Below are 23,560 nucleotides of genomic sequence, written 5' to 3' on the forward strand. Positions count from 1 at the left end.
GCTCGATGGCGCCATCCATGGCGCCAACGGTCCTGCCAACCCACACCGCCCCACCGTCTGACAGATCCCCGCGGCTGTTGGTAGGTGTCGACCTTGGTCGACACGATCCACGCCATGCGTGGATGACTCTCCATCGAAATCGAATATTTCGAAATCTGTGAGATCTGAGCCGAGCATGGCTCGGCTCTACAGAAGAGCAGGCAGATCGCGGAAAACTGTCGAAGGCGGGGTGGGTCCGGTTGCGGGGGCGTGAGCCGCATGGATGCGGCGACCGAGCTTACATGGGTGAGGGCGCTTTGCTTGCGAAGCACTGCTTCGCAAGCGCCCGAACGCACAGCCGCCAGCGGCTGGGCCGGGCCCCGGAAGGGGGACTTGCAGCGTCCCCCGCAACCGGACCCACCCCGCCATCCCACGGATAGCCGGCTTCTGCTGTTGCTTCGGCTTCGGCTCTGGCCTGAAGCGGGTGCCGGGTGCAACCCGGCCGATACCCTCCCGGTGCTAGGCTGTGGCTACCGACAACCACGGAGGCGGGATGGGGGCGATCGTGTTGTTGCCGCTGTGCGTGGACGATGCCGCGCTCGACCGCTGCCTGGCCGCACTGGATGCCGGCACCGCGCCGGGCACCGCGGTCTGGTTGGCCGACGATGCGCAGACCGGGCCGCGCGCGCAGGCGGTGGTGGAACATTGGTTGGCGCATACGCCACTGCAGGCCGAGTACACCCGCCGCGCGCGGCCGCTGGGCGAGGTGGCCCACCTGGACGAGATGTTGCGCGCCTGCGATGGCATGGACGTGGCGGTGCTGGCACCGGACAGCGTGCCCGCGCCGGGCTGGCTGCAGCAGCTGCAGGACACCTTCGCCCGCGATGCCGCCATCGCCACCGCAACCCCGTGGTGCAATGCCGGCGAGACCGCTGCGTGGCCACGGCTGGGCGAAATCAATCCCGAACCCCATGATCCGGCCCTGCTGGCGCATACCTGTGCCACATTGCCAACCCTGCACCCCGAGCTGCCGTCCGCAGTCACCCATGCGGTGCTGGTGCGGGGCAATGCGCGCCGTCGCGCCGGCGGCCTGGACGTGGACAGCTACGCCGGCTGGAATGCGGCGCTGGTGGACCTGAGCCTGCGCATGGCCGGCCTGGGCTGGCGCAACGTGCTGTGCGAGACCGCCTTCGTCAGCCGGGCGGGGGAGGCGGTCAGCCGTGACGGCGATCTTGAAGCGCTGGCCGCGCGCTGGCCGGGCTGGGTGCCTCGGTTGGCGGACTTCCTGATGCACGACCCGCTGCACGGGCTGCGTGCCGACCTGCAGCAGCGCATGCGGCAGGCGATAATGCCGAAGGAACAGGGCGACCTGTTCGTTCCTTCCGCGCCGGAGCCACCCGTTTGAATGTTGCCATCGCCGCCATCGTCGTCACCTACCAGAGCGGCAGCACCATCGATGCCTGTCTCTCGCGCCTGCGCCAGGCGCGGGACGTGGCCGAAATCCGGGTGATCGACAACGGCTCGATGGATGGCACGCTGGATATCGTGCAGCGCCATGCCAGCCACGACCCGCGCGTGCGTTTTGTCGGCAATCCGGACAATCCCGGCTTTGCCGCCGCAAACAATCAGGGGGTGGCCGATTCGCACAGCCCGTGGCTGGCCTTCATCAACCCGGACCTGATGGTTGAGCCCGATACTCTGGCCGAGCTGCGCAGTCGTGCCGAACGGTTGGGGGATTGCCTGCTGGGTGTCGAACAGCTGGACGAGCATGGCCATGCCGACGAGGCCGTGCGCCGTCGTGATCCGGATTTCCTGTTGATGCTGCGTTCGCCCGGCAAAGGCTCGAAGCTGTCGGTCCCGCGCGATCCGCAGCAGGCGTTGCAGCGGGTGCCGGCGTTGTCTGGCGCGCTGCTGCTGATGCCGCGTGCGCTGTTCGACCGCATCGGTGGCTGGGACGCCGGCTATCGCCTGCACGCCGAAGACCTGGACTTGTGCCGGCGCGCACGTGAGGCTGGCGCGGTGGTGGCGATCGCCAACGACCTGCAGGTCACCCATGTGCGCGGTGTCTCCAGCCGCTCACGGCCGTTCTTCGTTGAATGGCACAAACACAAGGGCCTGTGGCGCTATTTCCAGAAGTTCGAAGCGAAGCAGCGTTCGCTGCCGGTGCGGGTGGCGGTGTGGGGCGCGATCTGGGCCCACGCTGTGATGCTGGTGCCGCGCCTGTTGCGCCGGTCCCTGTAGAGCCGAGCCCGCGCTCGGCTGCATGGATAGGGGCATCCATGCAGGGTGTGGATCCACGGGCGGCGCCCCCGGTTCACCCGTCCGGGCGCATAATCCGCCCCATGCCTATCATCCAGTCCCTGCTCGACACCGACCTGTACAAGTTCACCATGATGCAGGCGGTGCTCCACCAGCACCCCGGCGCCCAGGTGCAGTACCGGTTCAAGTGCCGCACCCCCGGCATCGACCTGGCCCGCTACATCGACCAGATCGACGAAGAGATCGACCACCTGTGCAGCCTGCGTTTCAGCAGCGCGGAACTGGACTACATGCGTGGGCTGCGCTTCGTGAAGCCGGACTTCGCCGATTTCCTCGGCCTGTTCCACCTGGACCGCAAGTACATCCAGTTGCGTGCGTCGAAAACCGTGCCCGGCGAGATCGAACTGGACATCACCGGTCCCTGGCTGCACACCATCCTGTTCGAAGTGCCGCTGCTGGCGATCATCAACGAAGTCTGGTTCCGCAACACCACCACGCCTGACTTCGCCGAAGGCGAGCGCCGCCTGCAGGCCAAGGCCGCGCTGCTGCGCGATACCCCCGGTTTCGAACAGTGCCGCATTGCCGACTACGGCAGCCGCCGCCGCTACTCGCGCGACTGGCACGCGCGCCTGCTGCCGTTGCTGCGCGATGCACTGGGCCCGCAGCTGGTGGGCACCAGCAACGTGCACTTCGCCCGCCTCTATGGCATGACCCCGCACGGCACGATGGCGCACGAGTACCTGCAGGCGTTCCAGGCGCTGGGCCCTCGGCTGCGCGATTCGCAGGTGGCGGCACTGGAATCGTGGGCGCGCGAGTACCGTGGCGACCTGGGGATCGCGCTGTCCGACGTGGTCGGCCTGGACGCGTTCCTGCGCGACTTCGACATGTACTTCTGCAAGCTGTTCGACGGCGTCCGCCATGACTCCGGCGATCCGTTCGACTGGGGCGACCGCATGCTGGCGCACTTCCAGCAGCGCCGGGTCGACCCGCGCAGCAAGGTCCTGGTCTTCAGCGACGGCCTGGACATCGCCAAGGTCATGCGCCTGTACGACTACTTCCGTGGCCGCTGCCAGGTCGCGTTCGGCGTCGGCACCCACCTGACCAATGATCTGGGTCCGACGCCGCTCAACATCGTCATCAAGATGGTCCGCTGCAACGGCCAGCCGGTGGCCAAGCTCAGCGATTCGCCGGGCAAGAGCATGTGCGACGACCCCGGTTACCTGGCTTACCTGCGCCAGGTCTTCGAGCTGCCGCAGCCGGCGTAATCGCGCCGACCTTCAGGGCTGCTTACAGGTAGTCGACAACGACCAGGTAGGCGCCCTGCAACGGCTGCTGCTTCGAGGCCTGCACGCTGTAGCGCTCGGAGAAGGCGATATCGCCGGCGCGCATCGCGCTGGCCGACACCGACAGCTTCTGCCCCTGGCGCTTGCCATCGCGCAGCGTTGCGGCCTGGCCATCGGCCAGCGCCGTCACAGCCACCGTCGAGCCCTTGGCCGACGGCGGGCAGGCCGCCAGGCTCAGCTCGCCCTGGGACAGGTTGGTCGTGCAGCCCGGTTCGACAATGCGGCCGCTGAAGCGGATGCTGCCGCTGCTGGCCTGGGCCACGGCACTGATTGACATCAGGGCCACGCACAGCAGAAGGGAGGTTCTCATGACACGTTCTCTGGTTCGGTGTGTCCTAGTTAGCGACAGCTTCGATCAGCCTTTAATAGGACGATTCCGAATCTGCTAGGCCCATCACCAAGAAAGAGTGATGCGCATCAAAGAAGTCGATTTCCACCTGAAAAAGGCCTGTTTCCATGCATGCCGAACGCGCCACCCGAAGCGTCATCCAAGGTCGTTTCCAACCTCATCCAGCGACCGTCACCTTCCCGCACCTCCAAGGTCATCATTGCGCCTATCACGTCACATTTGCAGCGTCAATGAATTGACGTTCAGAAAAATAATGAGACTTTCATCACACTTGTGCATATACGTGCGTCACGGATTCAGGGGGCGTATGTCCGAATCCGGCCACAGGTGAGACGCAAGGATGGGTCTTGTTCGCCCGGCAGTGCTCCTTGCTTCCTCCTCTACTTCCATCTCTTCAGTAGGGTTAGGTAAAAGCGAATGCACAAGATCAACCTCATTGCCGCTCTGATGCTGGCCGCCGCTCCGCTGGCCGCCAACGCCGCCGACGGCACCATCACCTTCACCGGCAAGGTGACCGACAAGACCTGCACCATCTCGACCCCGGGCGGCAAGGACTTCGCCGTCAACCTGCCGACCGTGTCCAAGAACACGCTGGCCGCCGCCGGCAACGTCGCAGGCCGTACCCCGTTCGCGATCAACCTCACCAAGTGCAGCGCCGGCAACGTCGCGACCTACTTCGAGCCGGGTTCGACCGTTGACTTCAACACCGGCCGCCTGCTGAACCAGGCCTCGGCCAACGCTGCCACCAACGTGCAGCTGCAGCTGCTGGGCTCGAACAACCAGGTCCTGCCGATCAAGGCTGCAGGCGCTGGCCAGGCCCAGACCAACTCGCAGTGGGTCACCGTCGGCACCGACGGCTCGGCCGACCTGAACTACTACGCCGAGTACTACGCCACTGCCGCCGCCACCCCGGGCGACGTCACCAGCAGCGTCAAGTACACGATCATCTACAACTGATCGCAGCCGTACCCGCATTGGCCGGCGTACGCGCCGGCCAGTGCCTCGCGGCCTCTGGCCCCATACCTCGAGCGTAGTACTTCCGATGAAAGCATTCTTTCCCCGGGCGCTGCTGCTGGCAGCGTTCACGCTGCCCTTCTGCCAGGACGCACTGGCCGGCGTGGTGGTCAATGGCACGCGGGTGATCTATCCGGCGCAGGCACGCGAAGTCACCGTGCAGGTCGACAACGTTGGCGAATCGCCCGCCCTGGTCCAGGCCTGGATCGACAGTGGCGACGCCAACCAGACCGCCGATACCAGCGACGCCCCGTTCGTACTGACGCCGCCGATCGCGCGCGTCGAACCGGGCCGCAGCCAGGCGCTGCGCCTGATCTTCTCCGGTGCGCAGCTGCCGACCGACCGCGAGTCGGTGTTCTGGCTCAACGTGCTGGACGTGCCGCCGTCGCCGGACAACGCCGACAGTGGCGACCAGAACTACCTGCAGGTCGCGTTCCGTTCGCGCCTGAAGCTTTTCTACCGGCCGCAGGGCCTGAAGGGCGTCGCCAACGACGCGCCGGCAGCGCTGCGCTGGACCCGTTCGGGCGACCGTCTGCGGGTGGAAAACCCAAGCCCCTTCCACGTCACCCTGGCCGAAGTGCATGCCGTGACCGGCAGCACTGAAAAGGCTGTCGAGGACAAGGGCGCAATGGTCGCGCCGAAGCAGAGCCTGGAGTTCGCCGCACCGGCGGGCACCGACCAGGTCCGCTTCATCACCATCAACGACTACGGCGGCCGGGTGGAACACACGATCCGCCTCGGCAGCACCGGGGGCTGAACGCGCCGCGCTGGCCCACGGCCGGCGCATCCCGCCACCGCCGCCGTGCGGCGAACTGAAGGAATGTCAGTGTGATCGGAAACAGATTGACATTGTCGATCCATCAGGCGCTTTGCCTGCTGGTTGCTGGCATGGCCTGCCCAGGATGGGCGCTGGCTGCTCCGGCCAATCTCGGCGAACAGGCGCTGATGGCGCAGAGTGGTGCGGCCAATGCGCGTGCCCCGGAATCGGCCCAGTTCAACTCCAGCTTCCTGTCTGGCCAGGCCAAGCAGGTCGATCTGGCGGCCTTCAGCAACGGCAACCCGATGGTGGCCGGCAACTACCGTGTCGACGTCTACGTCAACGGAGCCTGGCAGGGCCGCCGCGACCTGCAGTTCAAGGCCGATGCGCAGGGCCGCGTAGACGCCTGCCTGCCGCTGCCGATGCTGGAAGAAATGGGCGTGGACAGCGAGGCCGTGCTGCTGCAGCAGGACCCGTCCGTGCCGACCGACAAGACCAGCTGCGTGCCGGTCCAGCAGCGCATGGCCAATGCCTATGGTGTCTACGACAGCGGCAACCTGCGCTACGACCTCAGCATCCCGCAGGTGTTCCTGCGCCGCGAGGCGCGTGGCTACGTCAACCCGGCACTGTGGGACCGTGGCATCAATGCCGGCTTCGTCGGCTACAGCTTCAATGCCATCGACAGCGACAGCCGCGTCGAAGGCGGCCAGCGCAACCGCAGTGCCTACCTGGGCCTCAACGCGGGCCTCAACCTGGGCGGGTGGCAGTTCCGCCACGATTCGAACCTGACCTGGTCCGAGGGCGACGGCCGTCATTGGCAGAGCATCGCGACCTACGCCCAGCGCGGCATCCCGCAGGTGCGCGGCATGCTCACCATCGGTGAGGCCTACACCACCGGCGAGCTGTTCGATTCGATCGGTTACCGCGGTGCCAGCCTGGCCAGCGACGACCGCATGCTGCCCGATTCGCTGCGCGGTTACGCGCCGGTCGTGCGCGGCATCGCCGAGACCAACGCGCGCATCGAAGTGCGCCAGAACCAGCAGCTGATCTATTCCTCGACCGTATCGCCGGGCAGCTTCGTCATCGACGATCTTTATCCGACCGGCTATGGCGGCGACCTGGAAGTAAGCGTGATCGAGGCCGATGGCCGTCGCCGCGAGTTCAAGGTGCCGTTCGGTTCGGTGCCGCAGATGCTGCGCGAAGGCGTGTCGCGTTACTCGCTGACCGCCGGCCAGGTGCGCAACAAGCTGCTGGCCGATGAGCCGTGGCTGGTGCAGGGCACCTACCAGCGCGGTATCGGCAACCAGCTGACCCTTTACGGCGGCAGTGCACTGAGTGATGGCTACCTGTCGCTGCTGTACGGCGTCGGCCTGTCCACGCCGGTCGGCGCGTTCGCCGCCGACGTCACCCATGCGCGTACCTCGTTCGACCACTACGGCAACCACACCGGTGCCAGTGTGCGCCTGAGCTACAGCAACATGATCGGCGAGACCGGGACCAACCTGACCCTGGCCGCCTACCGTTACTCGACCGAGGGCTTCTACAGCCTGCAGGACGCACTGTACGGTCGTGATTCGGACAAGCGTGGCATCGATCCGACCACCCGCGGCCGCCAGCGCAGCCAGTTCCAGGTGACGCTGAACCAGCCCCTGGGTCGTCGCGGCGGCGCGCTGTACCTGACCGGTTCGGTGCGCGACTTCTACGATCGCCCCGGCACCTCCAAGCAGTACCAGGTCGGCTACAACAATGCCTGGCGCTCGGTGAACTATGGCTTCTCGGCGCTGCGCACCGAAGAGGGCGTACTGGGCCGTTCCGATACCCAGTACCTGCTGTCGATGAGCGTGCCGCTGGGCCGTGGCACCCACCCGGTGTCGTTCAGCGCCGACCTCGGCGTGCGCGACCGCGGTGGCTACGACAACAGCCGCGTCGGCATCACCGGTTCGGCAGGCGTCGACAACAACTTCAGCTATGGCGCAGCCCTGTCCGACTCGCGCGAGGGTGGCACCACCGCGGTCGGCAACGTCGAATACCGCAGCCGCTACTCCGCGTTGAACGCCACCTACAGCCACTCGCGTGATTTCCGCCAGGCCTCGGTCGGTGCCAACGGCAGCGTGGTCGTGCATCCAGGCGGCTTCACCTTCACCCCGCAACGTGGCGACACCATGGTGCTGGTGGAAGCGCCGGGTGCACGCGATGCCATCGTCAGCAACGCCCCGGGCCTGCGTGTCGATGGCCGCGGCTACGCGGTGGTCCCGTACGTGTCGCCGTACCGCCTCAACACCGTCACCCTCGACCCGCAGGGCATGGCCCACGACGTCGAACTGGAGAGCACCAGCCAGGCGATCGCGCCGTTCGCCGGTGCCATCAGCTACCTGCGCTTCGATACCCGCAAGGGCAACGCGCTGCTGATCCAGGTACGCAACCCTGATGGCCGCACCATGCCGTTCGGTGCACAGGTCAAGGACGAGCAGGGCCAGCCGGTGGGCATGGTCAGCCAGGGCGGCCGCCTGTACGTGCGCAGTGAAAAGAACCAGGGCCGCCTGCTGGTGGAGTGGGGCGCAGGTGCCGACCAGCGCTGCACCGTCGATTACCAGGTTCCGGCGGACGCCGATGCGTCCAAGACCGGCTTCATCCCGCTGGAGGCAGCATGCCGATGATTTCTTCCCGTGGTCGCAAAGTGCTGGCCGCAATGGCACTGCTGGGCAGTGTGTTGATGGCGCAGCAGGCCAGCGCGGCCTGCCGCATCCAGATCAACGGTTTCGTTGCCCAGGATGTGCAGATGGACATGGGCCAGATCGTGATTCTGCCCAGCACCCCGGTGGGGGGCGTGATCAAGGAAATCAGCGTGCCGATCAACCAGCAGAACAGCGTCGCCCGCTGCGACTATTGGTATGGCGGCAGCTCGACCGGCGAGTATGTCAATGCCCCGCAGAAGCGGCCAGTGGCCGGCTTTGCCAACGTCTACGAGACCGGTGTTGCAGGCGTGGGTATCCGACTGTTCCGCGACTCCGGCGCGATCCAGACGTACTACCCGCATTCCATCAACTTCGGTGCCAACTCCACCATCTCGCTGATCGGTGGCCAGTTCCGCATCCAGCTGATCAAGACCGCCGCGCAGACCGGTTCGGGGGTGATCGCACCCAATGGCCGCTTCACTACCTATTACTTCGATGGGGATGGTCCCAGCCGCCCGGTACTGACCTCGACCTTCAGGGGCTCGGGCACCACCGTGGTCAGCCCGACCTGCGAAGTGCAGGCCGGCAGCCGCAACATCGCGGTCGATTTCGGCAGCGTGGCCAACACCACCTTCACCGGCGTCGGCTCGCGCGCGGTCGACCGTGACTTCGAGATCCGCCTGAACTGCCAGGGCAGCAACGTGGCCGCCTACCAGAGCAAGATCGGCATCCGCCTGGATGCCGATCAGGACAGCTCGAACATGCCCGGCGTGCTGAAGCTGAGCGCAGCCACCAACAGCGCCACCCGCATCGGCATCCAGATGGTCCAGCGCGACGGCAGCACCGAACGCGAGGTGCGCTTCGGCCAGACCATCAGTGTCGGCACGACCACTACCGGTACCAGTGTCATGAGCCTGCCGCTGCGGGCCCGCTATGTGCAGACCCAGGCCGGCACCGTCGGTGCCGGCACCGCCAACGGGCAGGCGACGTTCACGATCCAGTACGAGTAGTACGCGCTTTCCATTGCTGAGTTTCGAGCCTCACGTCGCCCGTTCCGCGGGCGGCGTTGACTGCGTCTTGATCCCGCAAACGTGAAGATCAGGGCTATCATTGCCGTACAGAAACATGAATGTGATGTACGTCATGAAAGTGACCTCCTTTTCACCGCAGCGCCTCCACTGCCGGGCTTTCCGCCCGGTTGAGGGGCAATGAAAGGATCCGGCGTGCCTGCGACCCACCTTGCCATTGCCGGATTGCCCGCCGAGTTCGTCGAGATGCGCAGCGGAGGCCTGTACTGGGTGGTGGCTGCCGGCAGCGCGCCGACGGACCTGCTCGGCGCCGGCGTGCTGGCAACGGCCGAGGCACTGGACGAGGCCGTGCTGGTCACGCTGGGGCGGGGGGCCGAATCGATGCTGGCGCTGCTGCCTGCCGACCAGGGGCCGGCCCGCCTGCGGCTGTTCCAGCGCTCGCACCACGGCATGCAGCAGGCGTTGCGCGGGCTGACCGGCGATCTGCCGCGCACCGCCTCGGCGCGCACCCGGCTCAGCCTGGTGCAGTTCCCGGTGGCGGCGCTGGACGGCTGGGATGATGCCCGGCTGGCGCGCTGGTGCCAGCAGCTGCAGGAATGGGCCGGACAGGCGCAGCAGGTGCTGCTGTTGCTGTGCCACGGCGAAGTGGCGACCCTGGCCCCGCGCTGTTGTCACTGAGCCGGAACTGCGCCGGTGTGGCCCAGCTGCATCCGCATCGTGGCGCTCTGCAGCTGCTGCTGCATTACTGGTCCAACAGCCATGGCGTGGTGGCCCAGCGATCATTCGGCGTCGAGCAGGAAAGCCGCGGGCTGCGCCACCTGGCCGAGGCCGATGCCGCCGACACTGGGATCGATGCGACCAGTGGCAGCGACCGCGATGTCTTCCTGGCCCAGGCCGAAGTACTGGAAGGTGCGCCGCCGTTGTCGGCGGCCTGGCGCCTGTATGACGGTTGGGCCGGATTGCTGCCGGCCGCGCTGCAGGCGCGCGAGGCCACCGTGGTGCTGGCCATCGACGAGAATGCCAAGGTGGATGCACTGGCCCGCCTGCTGCACCGCCTGCGCCGCGAACGTGGCAATGCGCTGAAGCTGGTGGTGCGCGAGCTGCAGCCCTGCCTGCGCTACGCCGATGAGCGGCTGCTGATGCAGTGCGGTTGCAGCCTGGTGGTGCCGTCAGCGACGCCTTTGCCGCGACTGCTGACCCTGCTGGAAACCGTGCAGCGGCAGCGTTGGCAGGGCCAGCTGGCGGAAGAACCAGAGCCGCTGATCCGTTCGCATCGACCGCCATCGGTGAGTGGCCTGGTCAACGCCGCACGCTTCCGCCAGATCGCAGGTGATCGCATCGACCAGGACGGTAGTGCGGTGGAAAGCGCCGTGCTGGCGCTGCAGCCGGTGGCCGGCCTGCGTGCCGAGCAGACCCTGCAGCAGCTGCGCATCCGCCGCCAGGGCGATCTGGCCTGTGTCTACCGCGGGCAGGTACGCCTGTTCCTGTTTGGTTGCCGGCGTGATGCGTTCGAGCAGGCCCTGGGCAATCTGTTCCGCCTGCCCTGGCGCGAGCTGTTCGATGGCTACCAGCGCTTGGCCGAGTACGACATTGCAGCGATGAACGCCCACGGCAGCGATCCGGAGGCCGAGGTACTGCCCGAAGCACCTGCGGCCCTGCCGGCTGTGGCCCCGGCGCTCGAGGCGCCTGTTTTCACCGCCCCGAAGCCGCTGCGGCTGGGAGATCGCGCATGACCACCGACCAGCAACTCTGGACCCTGATCGTCGCCTGCGCGCTGGTGATGATTCCCTTTGGAGCCATGCTCGGCACGCTGTGGCGCGGGCTGCGCCGCCGTGTCGCGCGCTGGCTGCCACCCCGCCATCTGCGCCGCGCCGGTGTACGCCAGCGTGCGCCGCGGAGGGCTGCATGAGTCCGCAGATGGCACCCGCATCTCCCTTCGCCTGGGCCGACCTGCGCGGCTGGAACCTGTATTTCCTGTCCAAGGTGGTACTGGCCTGGATGGGCGCGCTGGATCTGAAGATCCTGCCCAACCTGCTGTTCCTTGGCGCACTGCTGATTCCACTGCGCTGGCGCTGGGCACGCATCGCGCGCACCATCGTCGCGATACCGGTGGGCGTGGCCCTGTACTACCAGGACACCTGGTGGCCGCCGTTCCGGCGCCTGTTGGTGCAGCCTGGCGTGCTGGACTTCTCGGCGGACTACTGGCTCGAGCTGGCCCAGCGCTTCATCAACTGGCAGATGGTGGCGGTGCTGGCGATGCTGGTGCTGGCCTACGTACTGCTCAAGCCGTGGCTGCGCATCACCACCCTGAGCGTGCTGGGCATGCTTGGCCTGGCTGTGATGGCGATACCGGTGCCGGCGGGCTGGAACTGGGGGCAGGGTAGCGCCACCGCGGCCACCGCCAGCGCCGCAGGCACCTCGGGTGGCGGCCTGCCGCCGGCCAACAACGAGACGCTCAATGCATGGCTGGCCAGCTTCTACCAGCAGCAGGCCAGCCTCAAGACCAGCTTCCCGGCACCGGGCAGCGGCGCGCCGTTCGACGTCATCATCCTCAACATCTGCTCGCTGGCATGGAGCGATCTGGATGAAGTGGGGCTGCGCCAGAACAACCTGCTCGACCACATGGACGTGGTATTCGACGACTTCAACTCGGCAACCGCCTACAGCGGCCCGGCGGCGATCCGCCTGCTGCGCGCCAGCTGTGGCCAGACCTCGCACACCGCGCTGTTCGATCCGGTGCCGGCCGAGTGCCAGCTGTTCTCGAACCTGCAGCATCTGGGCTTCCAGAGCGAGCTGGCGATGAACCATGACGGCCACTTCGACGATTTCATCGGCGAACTGCACCAGTACGGTGGGCTGCAGGCGCAGCCGATGGACATCAGCGCGTTTCCTAAAGCGCTGGTGGCGTTCGACAAGTCACCGCTGCGCCGCGATGGCGATGTGCTGATGGCGTGGTGGAAACAGCGGCTGGCCGGGTCCAGCCAGCAGGTGGCGCTGTTCTACAACACGATCTCGCTGCACGATGGGAACCGCATCGTCGGTGCCGATGGCCGTTCGAATGCCGCCGACTACAAGGCGCGTGCGGAAATGGTGCTGGGCGACATGGCCGGTTTCGTCGATGCGGTGGAGAAGAGTGGTCGCCGCGCGATGATCGTGGTGGTGCCCGAGCATGGCGCGGCCCTGCATGGCGACCGCATGCAGATTCCGGGCATGCGTGAGATTCCCAGCCCGTCGATCACCCACGTGCCGGTGGGCGTGAAGCTGATCGGCATGGGCGCGCCGGCGGCCGGCGGCCCACGTCATGTCCCCGAGCCGAGCAGCTACCTGGCGGTGTCCGAGCTGGTGTCGCGCGTGTACGCGCTCAATGCCCAGTCGCCGCCGAGCGAGCGCAACTGGGACAGCCTGCTGAAGGGGTTGCCGCAGACACCGTCGGTATCGGAGAACGAAGGCGCCAAGGTCATCGAGTACGCCGGCAAGCCCTGGCTGCAGCTGCAGGGCAGCCAGACCTGGAGCCCCTACCCGGAGGAGGCGCGCTGATGCCTGCCGACATTCTTGCCGTGCCGGTCACGCTGTCCGTGGAAGAGGACGACATCGACCTGCTGCGCCGCAGCCTGGACATGCCGGGGTTGCCCTACGTGGACTTCTCGGCCCAGCAGGAACGTGCACGGGCGCTGGCGCGCTGGCCGTTGCTGGCTGAACTGGAGCCGCGCCGATGAGCACCGTGTTGTCGCTGCAGGGCATCCATGGCGGAACCGGCGTCACTACGGTGCTTGCCGCGCTGGGCCAGGGCCTGCACGCCCAGGGGCAGCGCGTGCTGCTGGTCGAATGCAGCCCGGACCAGATGCTCGGCCTGCACCTGGGCCTGCCTGCCGACGTGGACAACGGTTGGGCGCGCGCGCAGCTGGACGGTACGGATTGGCGTGATGCCGCCTACGCCGTCGCAGCAGGACTCGCGGTGCTGCCCTACGGTCGTGTCGACGCCGAGGCCGCGATGCACATCGAACAGCAGCTGCAGCAGGCACCTGCCACCTGGGTCGAACGCATTCCGCTGCTGGAGGCCCAGTTCGACTGGATCCTGTTCGACCTGCCGCAGCGCCTGCCGGCGCACGCTGCGGCCATCAACCAGCACGCACGCTGCACGCTGCCGCTGCGCCTGGCCTGTGTCGATCCGGTCAGCCATGTGTTCCTGCAACGACAGCCGGATGACACCCGCCTGCTGCTGGCCAACCGCTATGACCCGGTCATTCCGGTGCAGCGCGACCTGATGCAGCTGTGGCTGCACGCGCACGGCGCGCGGCTGGTGCCGCAGCCGCTGCACGAGGATGCGCGGGTACCCTCCGCATTGGCCAGCAAGCAGCCGCTGGGCCGCTATGCGACCGATTCGCTGGCTGCTGCCGATGTGGATGGCCTGGTGCTGTGGTGCCTGGCGGAGGCCGCACGGCGCCAGGCCACGGCGGGGGCACGCTGATGGGCGCCCGCGTCTACTACCTGGGCTGGGGGCGCCTGCGCGAACGCGTGCATGCGTCCTGGCCGACACGGTCGCTGCTGTGGCTGCTGCAGTGCGTGGGCTGGGCGTTCCTGCGCCTGGAAGGGCCGGCGTGGCAGGCACAGGCCCCGCGCCTGCGCAACGCCTTCCCGCAGATCCAGGGCGACCGTCGCTGGCGCCCGGGCGATCCGCTGCGGTTGCTGATCCAGGCCATGTGGCTGTCGGTGGTGCGGTTGGTACCGCAGCCTTCGCTGAGGCGGCAGCGGTTGGCCCAGGCCCGGCGCGAACGCATTGCCGAACTGCGTGGCGCGGCCGGTCGTGGCCGCCTGCGCTATCTGCGCGCCATGCGCGATGTGCCCAGTGAATTCTGGAACAGCCGCGTGGCGGCCTGGTTCGGCCGGAAGATGGGCAGCCTGTCGCCACGTTCGCGGCACCTGCTGACCCTGCTGGTCGGGTTGGCCACGCTGGGGCTGGCGGCGCTGTGCATCACCCAGCCGTTCACCTATCTCGCGCAGTTCGTGTTCGTCGTACTGCTGTGGGTCATCGCGCTGCTGGTGCGGCGCATGCAGGGGCGCTATGCGACGCTGGTGCTGGTGGTGCTGTCGATCACCGTGTCCTGCCGTTACCTGTGGTGGCGCTACACCGCCACGCTGAACTGGAACAGTACCTTCGACCTGGTCTGTGGCGTGGTGCTGCTGGCGGCGGAAACCTATTCGTGGCTGGTGCTGATGCTGGGCTACGTGCAGGTGGCCTGGCCGCTGCGTCGCCGTCCGGCGCCGTTGCCGGCCGATATACGCCAGTGGCCGACGGTGGATGTGCTGATTCCCACCTACAACGAAGACCTGGCGCTGGTGCGGCACACCGTGTACGCAGCAATGGGCCTGGACTGGCCGGCCGACAAGCTGCGCATCCATATCCTCGATGATGGCAAGCGCGAAGAATTCCGCGCATTCGCCGAGCGTGCCGGGGTCAACTACATCACCCGCGCCGATAACCGCCATGCCAAGGCCGGCAATCTCAACCATGCGTTGACCCTGATCGATGGTGAGCTGGTGGCCATCTTCGACAGCGATCACCTGCCGGTGCGTTCGTTCCTGCAGATCACCTGCGGCTGGTTCCTGCGCGACCCGAAACTGGCGCTGGTGCAGACCCCGCACCACTTCTTCTCGGCCGATCCGTTCGAACGCAACCTGCAGGTGTTCCGCAGCGACCCCAATGAAGGCGAGCTGTTCTACGGCCTGGTGCAGGACGGCAACGACCTGTGGAACGCGGCGTTCTTCTGCGGCTCCTGCGCGGTACTGCGGCGCGAGGCCATCGATGCCATCGGCGGGTTTGCCACCGAGACCGTCACCGAAGATGCGCACACCGCGCTGCGCCTGCATCGCAACGGCTGGAACTCGGCCTACCTGCGCATTCCGCAGGCGGCCGGCCTGGCCACCGACAGCCTCGGCGCGCACGTCAACCAGCGCATCCGCTGGGCACGCGGCATGGTGCAGATCTTCCGCATCGACAACCCGCTGCTGGGCAAGGGCCTGAGCCTGTTCCAGCGCTTCTGCTACGCCAATGCGATGCTGCATTTCCTGGCCGGTATTCCGCGCCTGGTGTTCCTCACCGCGCCGCTGGCGTTCCTGCTGCTGCACGTCTACATCATCTATGCGCCGGCGCTGGCCATCCTGCTTTTCGTGGTGCCGCACATGGCCCACGCAAGCCTTACCAACGCACGCATCCAGGGCAAGTACCGGCGGCCGTTCTGGGGTGAGGTGTACGAAACGGTGCTGGCCTGGTACATCGCACGGCCCACCACCGTGGCACTGTTCAGCCCGGGTCGTGGCAAGTTCAACGTCACCGACAAGGGCGGCACCCAGGCCGGCGATCGATTCGACTGGCGCGTGGCGCAGCCCTACCTGGTGCTGGCGCTGCTGAACGTGCTGGGCCTGTGCTTTGCCGTGTGGCGCTTCATGCACGGGCCGCTCGATGAACGCGGCACGGTGGTCGTCAGTTCGCTGTGGGTGCTGTACAACCTGCTGATCATCGGCGGTGCGCTGGCGGTGGCCGCTGAAGTGCAGCAGGTGCGGCGCACGCACCGCGTCACCACCCACCTGCCGATGGCGCTGCAGGTGCCCGATGGCCGCCGCCTGCGCGGCGTGCTGCAGGACTACTCCAACGATGGCGTAGGCGTTGAACTCGGCGAAGACGCACAGCTGGCCGAGGGCCAGCGCGTGCAGGTGCTGCTGGGGCGAGGGCGCCGCGAGTTCGCGTTCCCGGCGCGGGTGCAGCGCACGGTCGGCCAGCGACTGGGTCTGCTGCTGCTGTTCGAGAACGAACGCCAGCGCGTCGAGTTCGCCCAGTGCACCTTTGCCCGCGCCGATGCCTGGCTCGACTGGCACGCCGGTTACCAACCCAAGAGCCTGCCGCGCAGCCTGTGGAGCGTGCTGGTCCTGGGCTGGCGCGGCTATCGGCGGATGGGCGATTTCGCACCGTTCGACCTTGACCGCCCGGCACACTGGAACCGTCGCCTGCTGCGATGGCTGGCCAGCTTTGCTCCGCAACGTCCGCTTCTTTCCCACCCGGCTGACCCAGCCGCTGATCCAGGGCTTCGTCCATGACCCTTCCGTCCTCTCTGCGTTGGCTGCTGCTGCCCCTGCTGGCCCTGCCCGTGGCGTCAGGCAACAGCGCGCCTGCTCCGGCACCGGTCGCCCCTTCCACCACAGCGCCTGCCGCGCCGCCGGTGCCGAGCGTGACGGCCGCACCCGCCACCACTCCCGCCGCCGGTACCGAGCCCGCGCTGGCGCAGACCTGGACGGGCAGCGCCTGGCCCTGGCAGCGGCAGAACACCTTCGCGCAGCTGGGGCGCCGCCAGGACACGCTGCTGTCGGGGGTGCGCAATGCCACCACCTTCGAGTTCCAGGTCCGCCGTGACCGCCTGGTCCGTGATGCGGAACTGGATCTGAGCTTCACGCCGTCACCGTCGCTGCTGCCGACCCTGTCGCACCTGCGGGTCTACCTCAACGACGCGATGATGGGCGTGGTGCCGATCAGCAACGACCAGCTGGGCCGCCCGGTGCAGGCCAAGCTGCCGCTGGACGCACGCCTGATCGCTGATTTCAACCAGGTCCGCCTGGAGTTCGTCGGCCACTACACCGACATCTGCGAAGAGCCGACGCACAGCTCGCTGTGGGTCAACCTGTCCAGCAACAGCACGTTGCGCCTGGGAGGCCAGCCGCTGGCGATGCAGGACGACCTGGCCAACTTCCCGCTGCCGTTCTTCGATCCGCGCGATACCGCACGGCTGGAACTGCCGGTGGTGTTCGCCGCCGCACCGAGCCTGGCGCAGCAGCGCGCGGCGGCGGTGATGTCCTCCTACTTCGGCAGCCTGTCCGGCTGGTGGCGCCAGGCGCGCTTCCCGGTCAGCTTCGGCACGCTGCCGGACAAGGGCCACGCGGTGGTGCTGGCGGTCAACGGCAGGTTCCCGCCGGTGATCGCCAACCATGCCCCGGTGAAGGGCCCGATGATCGAACTGATGTCGCTGCCGGAGGATCCGCAGCGCAAGCTGCTGCTGGTGCTGGGCCGCAACGATGAGGATCTGCAGAAGGCGGTGGCCGCGATGGCGGCCGGCAACGTGCTGTTCCGCGGCCGCCAGGTCAGCGTCGACGAGATCAAGCCACTGGCCCCGCGCAAGCCGTACGACGCGCCGAACTGGGTACGTACCGACCGCGCCGTCCGCCTGGCCGAACTGCTCGACTACCCGCAGCAGTTGCACGCCAACGGCGTGTCGCCGCAGCCGATCACGGTCAACCTCAACCTGCCGCCGGACCTGTTCATCTGGCGCAACCAGGGCATTCCGCTGAACCTGCGCTACCGCTACACGCCGCCGTTCGGCAGCGATGAGTCGCGGCTGGGCGTGGCGATCAACGACCAGTTCATCTCCAGCTTCCCGCTGGTGCGCCGCAACGGCAAGCAGGGCCTGGAGGAAATCCGCCTGCCGGTGCTGGCCGGCGATGCCGGTGCCGACGACGGGCGCCTGCTGATTCCGGCGCTCAAGCTGGGCGACCGCAACCAGCTGCGCTTCGATTTCAACTTCGCCAGCGTGATGGGCAGTGCGCAGCGCGACCACTGCCAGACCGTGCTGCCGCCCAACCTGCAGGCAGCGATCGAAGAGGACTCGACCATCGACTTCTCCGGGTTCCATCACTACATGGGCCTGCCGGACCTGTCCGCATTCGCACTCAGCGGTTTCCCGTTCACCCGCATGGCCGATCTGTCCGAGACCGTCGTGCTGGTGCCGCCCAGCGCCAGCGAAGCACAGGTCAGCCTGCTGTTGAACCTGATCGGTGGGCTGGGCGTGCAGAGTGGCTACCCGGCCTATGGCCTGCGCCTGTCCGATGACTGGAAGCAGGCCAGCGCACTGGATGCGGACCTGCTGATGCTGGGCGCCTTGCCGGCGGAGCTGCGCGGCAGCCAGCAGCTGTCGCTGCTGATCGACGACCAGCGCACGCGCCTGCTCAACGGCCAGTCGCCGTCGCCGCAGCAGGCGATGGAAGAGGCCCGCCGTGGCAGCCGCGATGGCGACCCGGCGGTGACCGAAGTAGCAGTGAGCGCGCAGGCACCGTTTGCCGCGATCATCGGCATGCAGTCGCCGAAGCATGCGCAGCGCAGCATCGTTTCGCTGGCCGCCAGCAATGCCGCCGACTACGGCCTGCTCGACGATGCACTCAGCGATACCGGCAAGCGCGAAGCCATCGCAGGTTCGGTGGCGATCCTGCGTACCTCGGGCATCCACAGCCAGTTCGTCGGCGATCACTACTACGTTGGCGCGCTGCCGTGGTGGCTGCTGCTGTGGTACCACCTGGCCGACCACCCGGCACTGCTGGCGGTGCTGGCGACGCTGGTGGTGCTGATGGTCGCTTTCCTGCTGTGGCGCACGCTGCGCTGGGTCGCGGTCAAGCGCCTGGACCCGGGGCACTGATGGCACGTACGCGGCATCCGCTGGTCACCGCTTCCGGCCTGGTCCTGTTGGGACTGGCCGGTGCCGGGCCCTGCGCGGCGCAGGCCCTGCCCGATACACCGGGCGGAACCGTCGCCGAGCAGCGCCAGTGGCTGCTTCAGCAGGTGCGCATCGGAGAGGCCACCGGTCGCCAGAGCCTGATCGAAGACGCGCTGGCGCGGCTGCGCATGCTGGCGCCGGATGATCGCGGCACGCTGGTGGCGATCCTGGAAGTGCAGCTGTCGCAGCAGAAGCTGCAGGATGCCGAGGCGACCCTGAAGCGCCTGCGCGAGATCGGCACGGGCACCCGTGAACTGGCCGCCGGCGAGCGCCTCTGGCAGGCCTATCGCGGTGACCTGCAGCAGGATCTGCAGCAGGCGCGGCTGTTCGCTGCCGGTGGTCGCAGCGCCGAAGCGCTGGCGATCTACCGGCGCCTGTTCAACGATGATCCACCTGGCCTGCAGCTGGGCCTGGAGTACTGGCGCCTGCGCGGCGCCCAGGCGGATGGGCGTGCACAGGCGATCCGTGCGCTGGGCGAACTGGACCGCAGTTATCCGGGCAATGTGCCGTTGCTGCAGGCGCTGTCGCAGATGCTGTTCGCGGCCGGCCGCGATGCCGAGGCGCTGGCCGCGCTGCAGCGCATGGGGCGTAATCCGGAAGCCCGCGGCATGGCGGCGGACGCCGAGTGGGCCTACCTGAAGGATCAGCCGGCCGACGACCGCAGCGTGCGCCGGCTGCAGGACTTCATCACCCGCAACCCGACGTTCGCCGACATCGCATTGGTGCGCGAGCGCTACACCGACCAGCACAAGCGGGTCAGTGACCCGGCGTGGCGCGCCGGCCTGCGTGGCCAGCAGTTGCTCGACGCAGGCCGCAATGAAGAGGCCGAGCGCGCTTTCCTGCAGGCGCTGCGCGGCTATCCACGCGAGCCCGATCTGCTGGGTGGACTGGGCATGGCGCTGATGCGCCAGGGCCGCCGCGAGCAGGCCATCAACTATTTCCAGCGTGCGGTGCAGGCCACCCCGGCCGGTGACAGCAACGACAAGTGGCGTGACCTGATTGCCAGTACCCGCTACTGGCTGCAGCTGGACCAGGCCGATGCGGCGCTGGCCGCCGGCCGGCTGGACGAGGCCGAGCGCCTGTATGCGCAGGCGCGTCGCCAGCAGCCCCGCGACGTCAATGCTGCAATGGGCCTGGTCGACGTGGCCGTGGCCCGCGGCGATGACGCCGCAGCCGAACGCCAGCTGCAGGTTGCCCGGCGGATGGCGCCCAACGATGCCAACGTGATCCGCAAGCTGGTGCAGCTGTACGGCCGCACCGACCCGCAGCGGCTGGAAGCCTTCATCAACGCATTGCCCGCCGCCCAGCGCAGGCTGTATGCCGAAGATCTGCGCCAGCTGCAGATCAGTCGACTGCGTGAGCGGCGCGAGCAGGCGTTGGCTGCCGGCGATGCAACCACTGCGATCTCGCTGGGACAGCAGCTGCGCGGCGAACTGCCGGGCGATGCATGGCTGGCCTATGCGCTGGGCAACGAGCTGCGCGCCGCCGGCCGGCAGGACGAGGCCGACGTGGTGGTGGCCGACATGACCACGCACAACCACAGTGCCGAGGCGCGCTACGCGCAGGCGCTCTATCTGTCGGGATCCGATCGGCTGCCGCAGGCGCTGGCGGTGCTCGATGCGCTGCCGCAGGCGCAGTGGGACGATGACATCCGCGCGCTGTCGGCGCGCCTGCAGCGGCAGCAGCTGGTCGATCATCTGTGGGATCTGCGTGCGCAGGGCAGGGAGGCCGAAGCCATCGCGCTGCTGCAGCAGCAACCGCCCAGCACCGACAACGATCTGCTGATGGCCGAATGGGCGCGCCTGCGCGGCGACCACGCGCAGGCGCTGCACTACTACCAGCGCGTGCTTGCTGCACAGCCGGACAACGTGGATGCGCAGCTGGGCCAGGTGCAGGCCTGGATCGGCACCGGCGATCTGGCCAGCGCACGCCGCCAGATGCACGACGCACCGCCGGCAGTGGACGATGCCGGGATCGGCCAGCAGCGCCAGCTCGCCACCATCTGGACCGACCTGCGCGAGGACACGAAGGCGTTGGCGATCCTGCGCGCGTTGCTGGCGCGCAAGACCGGGCCCGACGCACAGTCCTGGCGTGATGCTGCACGGCTGGTGCGCCGCGATGATCCACAGCAGGCGCTGGACATGTATGCGCATGCGATGGCCGACAACGGCCTGTTGGCCCCCAGCCAGGCCGCGCCACGCGACAATCGCGCGCTGACCCTGGCCAGCCGCGAGACGGCCGGCGATGACTGGTTGCGGCGCAGCCTGCGCAGCGACGTGGAGACCCTGTACCAGCAGGAGAATCCCACCCTGACGGTGATGCAGGACACCGGGCGCCGTAGCGACGGAACCCCGGGTATTTCGCGGCTGTCGCGCGATACCCGCATCGCGCATCTCGACGCGCCGTTCGCCGGTGGCCTGGGCTGGGCGCGCATCGAGCAGGTGAGCTTCGATGCCGGCCGCTTCCAGACCGACGGGAACGGGGCCTACGACGAGGATTTCGGTAGCTGCGACCTGGATCTGCTGCAGGCCGACAACAGCCGCCTGCGCGCACCGGGTTGCACCCGTTTCGTGCACCAGCGGCGCACCTCCGGCGCCGGCTTCGCCGTGGGCTGGCGCACCTTGGATGACCGCTGGAACTTCGATATCGGCCACACCCCGTCCAACTACGTGGTCGGCAACTGGCTTGGCGGTGTCACCCTCAATGGTGACCTCGGGCGCTTCGGCTGGGGCGCCACGGTGTCGCGGCGGCCAATGACCAATTCGCTGCTGTCGCAGGCCGGTGCGGTTGATCCGCGCAGTGGCATCAGCTGGGGCGGCGTCACCGCCAACGGCGTGACCTTCAGCCTCGGCTACGACCAGGGTGGCCGCGATGGCGTGTGGTCGAACTGGAGCTGGCATCGGCTGACCGGCCACAACGTGGTCGACAATACCCGTGCACGCGCGATGGTGGGCTGGTACCACAAGCTGATCCAGCGCCCCGACATGCGGCTGGATGTGGGCACCACCGCGATGTACTGGCGCTACCAGAAGGACCTGGGCGGTTACTCGCTGGGCCAGGGCGGCTACTACAGCCCGCAGCGCTATGCGTCGCTGAGCCTGCCGGTCAGCTTCGCCTGGCGCAACGACGTGTGGTCGGTGCGCCTGGATGGCTCGGTAAGTGTGTCCAGTGCGCGTACCTCGTCGATCAGCCGTTTCCCCGACCAGGCATTGATCGAGCGCGTGATCGCACAGCTCGAGCCGCAGTATGGCCCCCTGCAGCTGGACGAGGCCGGCCTGTACACCGGCGACAGCAGCAGCACCGGCACCGGCTACCGCTTGTATGGTGCGGTCGAGCGCCGCCTGGGCGACCACTTCGTGCTGGGTGCCGCCGGCACTCTGCAGCGCAGCCGCGATTTCTCGCCGAATTCGTTCCAGCTCTACCTGCGCTACACCTTCAAGCCCTGGCAGGGAAACCTGCCGTTGCCCGTATCGCCACTGGTGCCGTATGGCGAGTTCCGCTGACCTGCAGCGCCGGCGCCTGCTGCAGGTGGCCGCCACGCTGCCGCTGCTTGGCTGGCGCAGTGCACAGGCCACGCCCGTACCGCGCTGGCCGGCGTGGCAGGTACTGGTGGACAGCAGCCTGAGCCGCGATGGGCGCATGATCGATCGCAGCCAGGACGATCAGCGCAGCACCTCCGAAGGCCAGTCCTATGCGTTGTTCTTCGCCCTGGTCGACAACGACCAGGCGCTGTTCGACCGCGTCCTTGGCTGGACCCAGGACAACCTCGCCGAAGGCGACATGGGCAAGCGCCTGGCGGCCTGGCTGTGGGGACGCGATGGCGCTGGAGCGTGGCGGGTACTGGATGACAACCCGGCCTCGGACTCCGATCTCTGGCTGACCTATGCGCTGCTGGAAGGCGCGCGGCTGTGGCGCCGTCCCGCGTTGAAGGCCATCGCCGAGGGCATGCTCGCGCAGGTGCGGGCACGCGAGATCGTGGACCTGCCCGGGCTCGGCCCGATGCTGTTGCCGGGCCCACAGGGATTCACCGAAGGGGACGCCATGCGGGTCAACCCCAGCTATCTGCCACTGCCGCTGCTGCGCCGCTTTGCGGTGGAGGATCGCAGCGGGCCGTGGCAGGCGCTGGCGCGCAACAGCGTGCAGCTGTTGCAGCAGACCAGCCCAAACGGGTTCGCACCGGACTGGGCGGCGTGGAAAGGCGATCGCTTCGTCGTCGATCCGGTGCGCGGTGCGGTCGGCGGCTACGATGCCATCCGCTGCTACACCTGGGCGGGCATGACCGCACCGCGCGATCCGTTGTTCCGTGCGCAGCTGGCGGCCCTGTCCGGGCCGCTGCAGCGCCTGCGCAGTGGTGCGCCGATGTGGGAGAAGATCGACACCCGCAGTGGCCAGGGGCAGGGCGAAGGCAACTACGGATTCCGCGCGGCCCTGCTGCCGTATCTGATCGCGCAGGGCGACACGGAGCACGCGCAGTCGCTGCGGGCCAGCCTGCCCAGTGCCGAACAGCAGCGTGCTGATGCACCGGCCTATTACTCGCAGATGCTGGCCCTGTTCGGCTTGGGCTGGGCTGAAGGACGCTGGCGTTTCGCCGCCGACGGCCGCCTGCAGCCGCGCTGGTAGCTGCAG

At 67.8% G+C, this 23,560-nt stretch carries 18 protein-coding genes; 17 read left to right on the top strand and 1 reads right to left on the bottom strand.

Annotated features, from left to right (window positions below; translation table 11 throughout):
- The first annotated feature begins 532 nt into the window (after nucleotides 1-532).
- From AC5P8Y_RS07400 to pncB, 3 genes are all read left to right on the top strand, one after another.
- Entirely contained in the window at nucleotides 533-1,384 is an 852-nt protein-coding gene (locus tag AC5P8Y_RS07400) for a glycosyltransferase family 2 protein (protein ID WP_005412209.1), read from the top strand.
- Nucleotides 1,381-2,220: a glycosyltransferase family 2 protein gene (locus tag AC5P8Y_RS07405; RefSeq protein WP_033834856.1), complete on the top strand. Its 840-nt coding sequence runs from the start codon at nucleotides 1,381-1,383 to the stop codon at nucleotides 2,218-2,220. Before AC5P8Y_RS07400 ends, AC5P8Y_RS07405 begins: the two co-directional genes overlap by 4 nt.
- A 101-nt stretch (nucleotides 2,221-2,321) precedes the next feature.
- A complete protein-coding gene (pncB, locus tag AC5P8Y_RS07410) occupies nucleotides 2,322-3,503 on the top strand; it encodes a nicotinate phosphoribosyltransferase (RefSeq protein WP_049402409.1) in 1,182 nt (393 codons plus the stop codon).
- A 22-nt stretch (nucleotides 3,504-3,525) separates the two neighbouring features.
- On the opposite strand, the gene AC5P8Y_RS07415 is transcribed toward pncB, so the two are convergent.
- Nucleotides 3,526-3,891, bottom strand: a complete 366-nt coding sequence (locus AC5P8Y_RS07415; RefSeq protein ID WP_033834854.1) for a hypothetical protein — start codon at nucleotides 3,889-3,891, stop codon at nucleotides 3,526-3,528.
- 456 nt (nucleotides 3,892-4,347) lie between these two features.
- Between AC5P8Y_RS07415 and AC5P8Y_RS07420 the strand changes: the two genes are divergently transcribed.
- From AC5P8Y_RS07420 to bcsZ, 14 genes are all read left to right on the top strand, one after another.
- On the top strand, nucleotides 4,348-4,887 hold the full coding sequence (locus AC5P8Y_RS07420; RefSeq protein ID WP_033834853.1) for a fimbrial protein: 540 nt from the start codon (nucleotides 4,348-4,350) through the stop codon (nucleotides 4,885-4,887).
- Nucleotides 4,888-4,972: 85 nt separating this feature from the next.
- Complete coding sequence (locus tag AC5P8Y_RS07425; RefSeq protein ID WP_049430310.1) at nucleotides 4,973-5,701, top strand: fimbrial biogenesis chaperone; 729 nt, start codon at nucleotides 4,973-4,975, stop codon at nucleotides 5,699-5,701.
- A gap of 92 nt (nucleotides 5,702-5,793) precedes the next feature.
- Nucleotides 5,794-8,358 carry a fimbria/pilus outer membrane usher protein gene (locus AC5P8Y_RS07430; protein ID WP_049402405.1) on the top strand — a complete coding sequence of 855 codons (2,565 nt, stop codon included), beginning with the start codon at nucleotides 5,794-5,796 and terminating at the stop codon, nucleotides 8,356-8,358.
- Nucleotides 8,349-9,386 carry a fimbrial protein gene (locus tag AC5P8Y_RS07435; RefSeq protein WP_049402403.1) on the top strand — a complete coding sequence of 346 codons (1,038 nt, stop codon included), beginning with the start codon at nucleotides 8,349-8,351 and terminating at the stop codon, nucleotides 9,384-9,386. Before AC5P8Y_RS07430 ends, AC5P8Y_RS07435 begins: the two co-directional genes overlap by 10 nt.
- A 213-nt stretch (nucleotides 9,387-9,599) precedes the next feature.
- Nucleotides 9,600-10,082, top strand: a complete 483-nt coding sequence (locus tag AC5P8Y_RS07440; RefSeq protein ID WP_495201881.1) for a BcsE family c-di-GMP-binding protein — start codon at nucleotides 9,600-9,602, stop codon at nucleotides 10,080-10,082.
- A gap of 17 nt (nucleotides 10,083-10,099) precedes the next feature.
- Nucleotides 10,100-11,137: a hypothetical protein gene (locus tag AC5P8Y_RS07445; protein WP_495201882.1), complete on the top strand. Its 1,038-nt coding sequence runs from the start codon at nucleotides 10,100-10,102 to the stop codon at nucleotides 11,135-11,137.
- Nucleotides 11,134-11,313 carry a cellulose biosynthesis protein BcsF gene (gene bcsF / locus AC5P8Y_RS07450; protein ID WP_033836073.1) on the top strand — a complete coding sequence of 60 codons (180 nt, stop codon included), beginning with the start codon at nucleotides 11,134-11,136 and terminating at the stop codon, nucleotides 11,311-11,313. The genes AC5P8Y_RS07445 and bcsF overlap by 4 nt, the downstream gene beginning before the upstream one ends.
- Nucleotides 11,310-12,941, top strand: coding sequence for a cellulose biosynthesis protein BcsG (gene bcsG / locus AC5P8Y_RS07455; protein ID WP_288469676.1), 1,632 nt, complete (start codon nucleotides 11,310-11,312; stop codon nucleotides 12,939-12,941). The genes bcsF and bcsG overlap by 4 nt, the downstream gene beginning before the upstream one ends.
- Nucleotides 12,941-13,120: a cellulose biosynthesis protein BcsR gene (bcsR, locus tag AC5P8Y_RS07460; protein ID WP_049402398.1), complete on the top strand. Its 180-nt coding sequence runs from the start codon at nucleotides 12,941-12,943 to the stop codon at nucleotides 13,118-13,120. The genes bcsG and bcsR overlap by 1 nt, the downstream gene beginning before the upstream one ends.
- Nucleotides 13,117-13,872, top strand: a complete 756-nt coding sequence (gene bcsQ / locus AC5P8Y_RS07465) for a cellulose biosynthesis protein BcsQ (RefSeq protein ID WP_288469678.1) — start codon at nucleotides 13,117-13,119, stop codon at nucleotides 13,870-13,872. Before bcsR ends, bcsQ begins: the two co-directional genes overlap by 4 nt.
- Nucleotides 13,872-16,496 (top strand): UDP-forming cellulose synthase catalytic subunit, encoded by a 2,625-nt coding sequence (bcsA, locus tag AC5P8Y_RS07470; RefSeq protein WP_164133300.1) that lies wholly within the window; start codon nucleotides 13,872-13,874, stop codon nucleotides 16,494-16,496. Before bcsQ ends, bcsA begins: the two co-directional genes overlap by 1 nt.
- Complete coding sequence (gene bcsB, locus AC5P8Y_RS07475) at nucleotides 16,493-18,856, top strand: cellulose biosynthesis cyclic di-GMP-binding regulatory protein BcsB (RefSeq protein ID WP_495201883.1); 2,364 nt, start codon at nucleotides 16,493-16,495, stop codon at nucleotides 18,854-18,856. Before bcsA ends, bcsB begins: the two co-directional genes overlap by 4 nt.
- A complete protein-coding gene (bcsC, locus tag AC5P8Y_RS07480) occupies nucleotides 18,856-22,437 on the top strand; it encodes a cellulose synthase complex outer membrane protein BcsC (RefSeq protein ID WP_111188428.1) in 3,582 nt (1,193 codons plus the stop codon). Before bcsB ends, bcsC begins: the two co-directional genes overlap by 1 nt.
- Nucleotides 22,421-23,554 (top strand): cellulose synthase complex periplasmic endoglucanase BcsZ, encoded by a 1,134-nt coding sequence (gene bcsZ, locus AC5P8Y_RS07485; protein ID WP_111188429.1) that lies wholly within the window; start codon nucleotides 22,421-22,423, stop codon nucleotides 23,552-23,554. The genes bcsC and bcsZ overlap by 17 nt, the downstream gene beginning before the upstream one ends.
- Nucleotides 23,555-23,560 lie beyond the last annotated feature (6 nt).

The sequence above is a fragment of the Stenotrophomonas sp. YJH_SMC_12-1 genome (genome assembly GCF_059370935.1).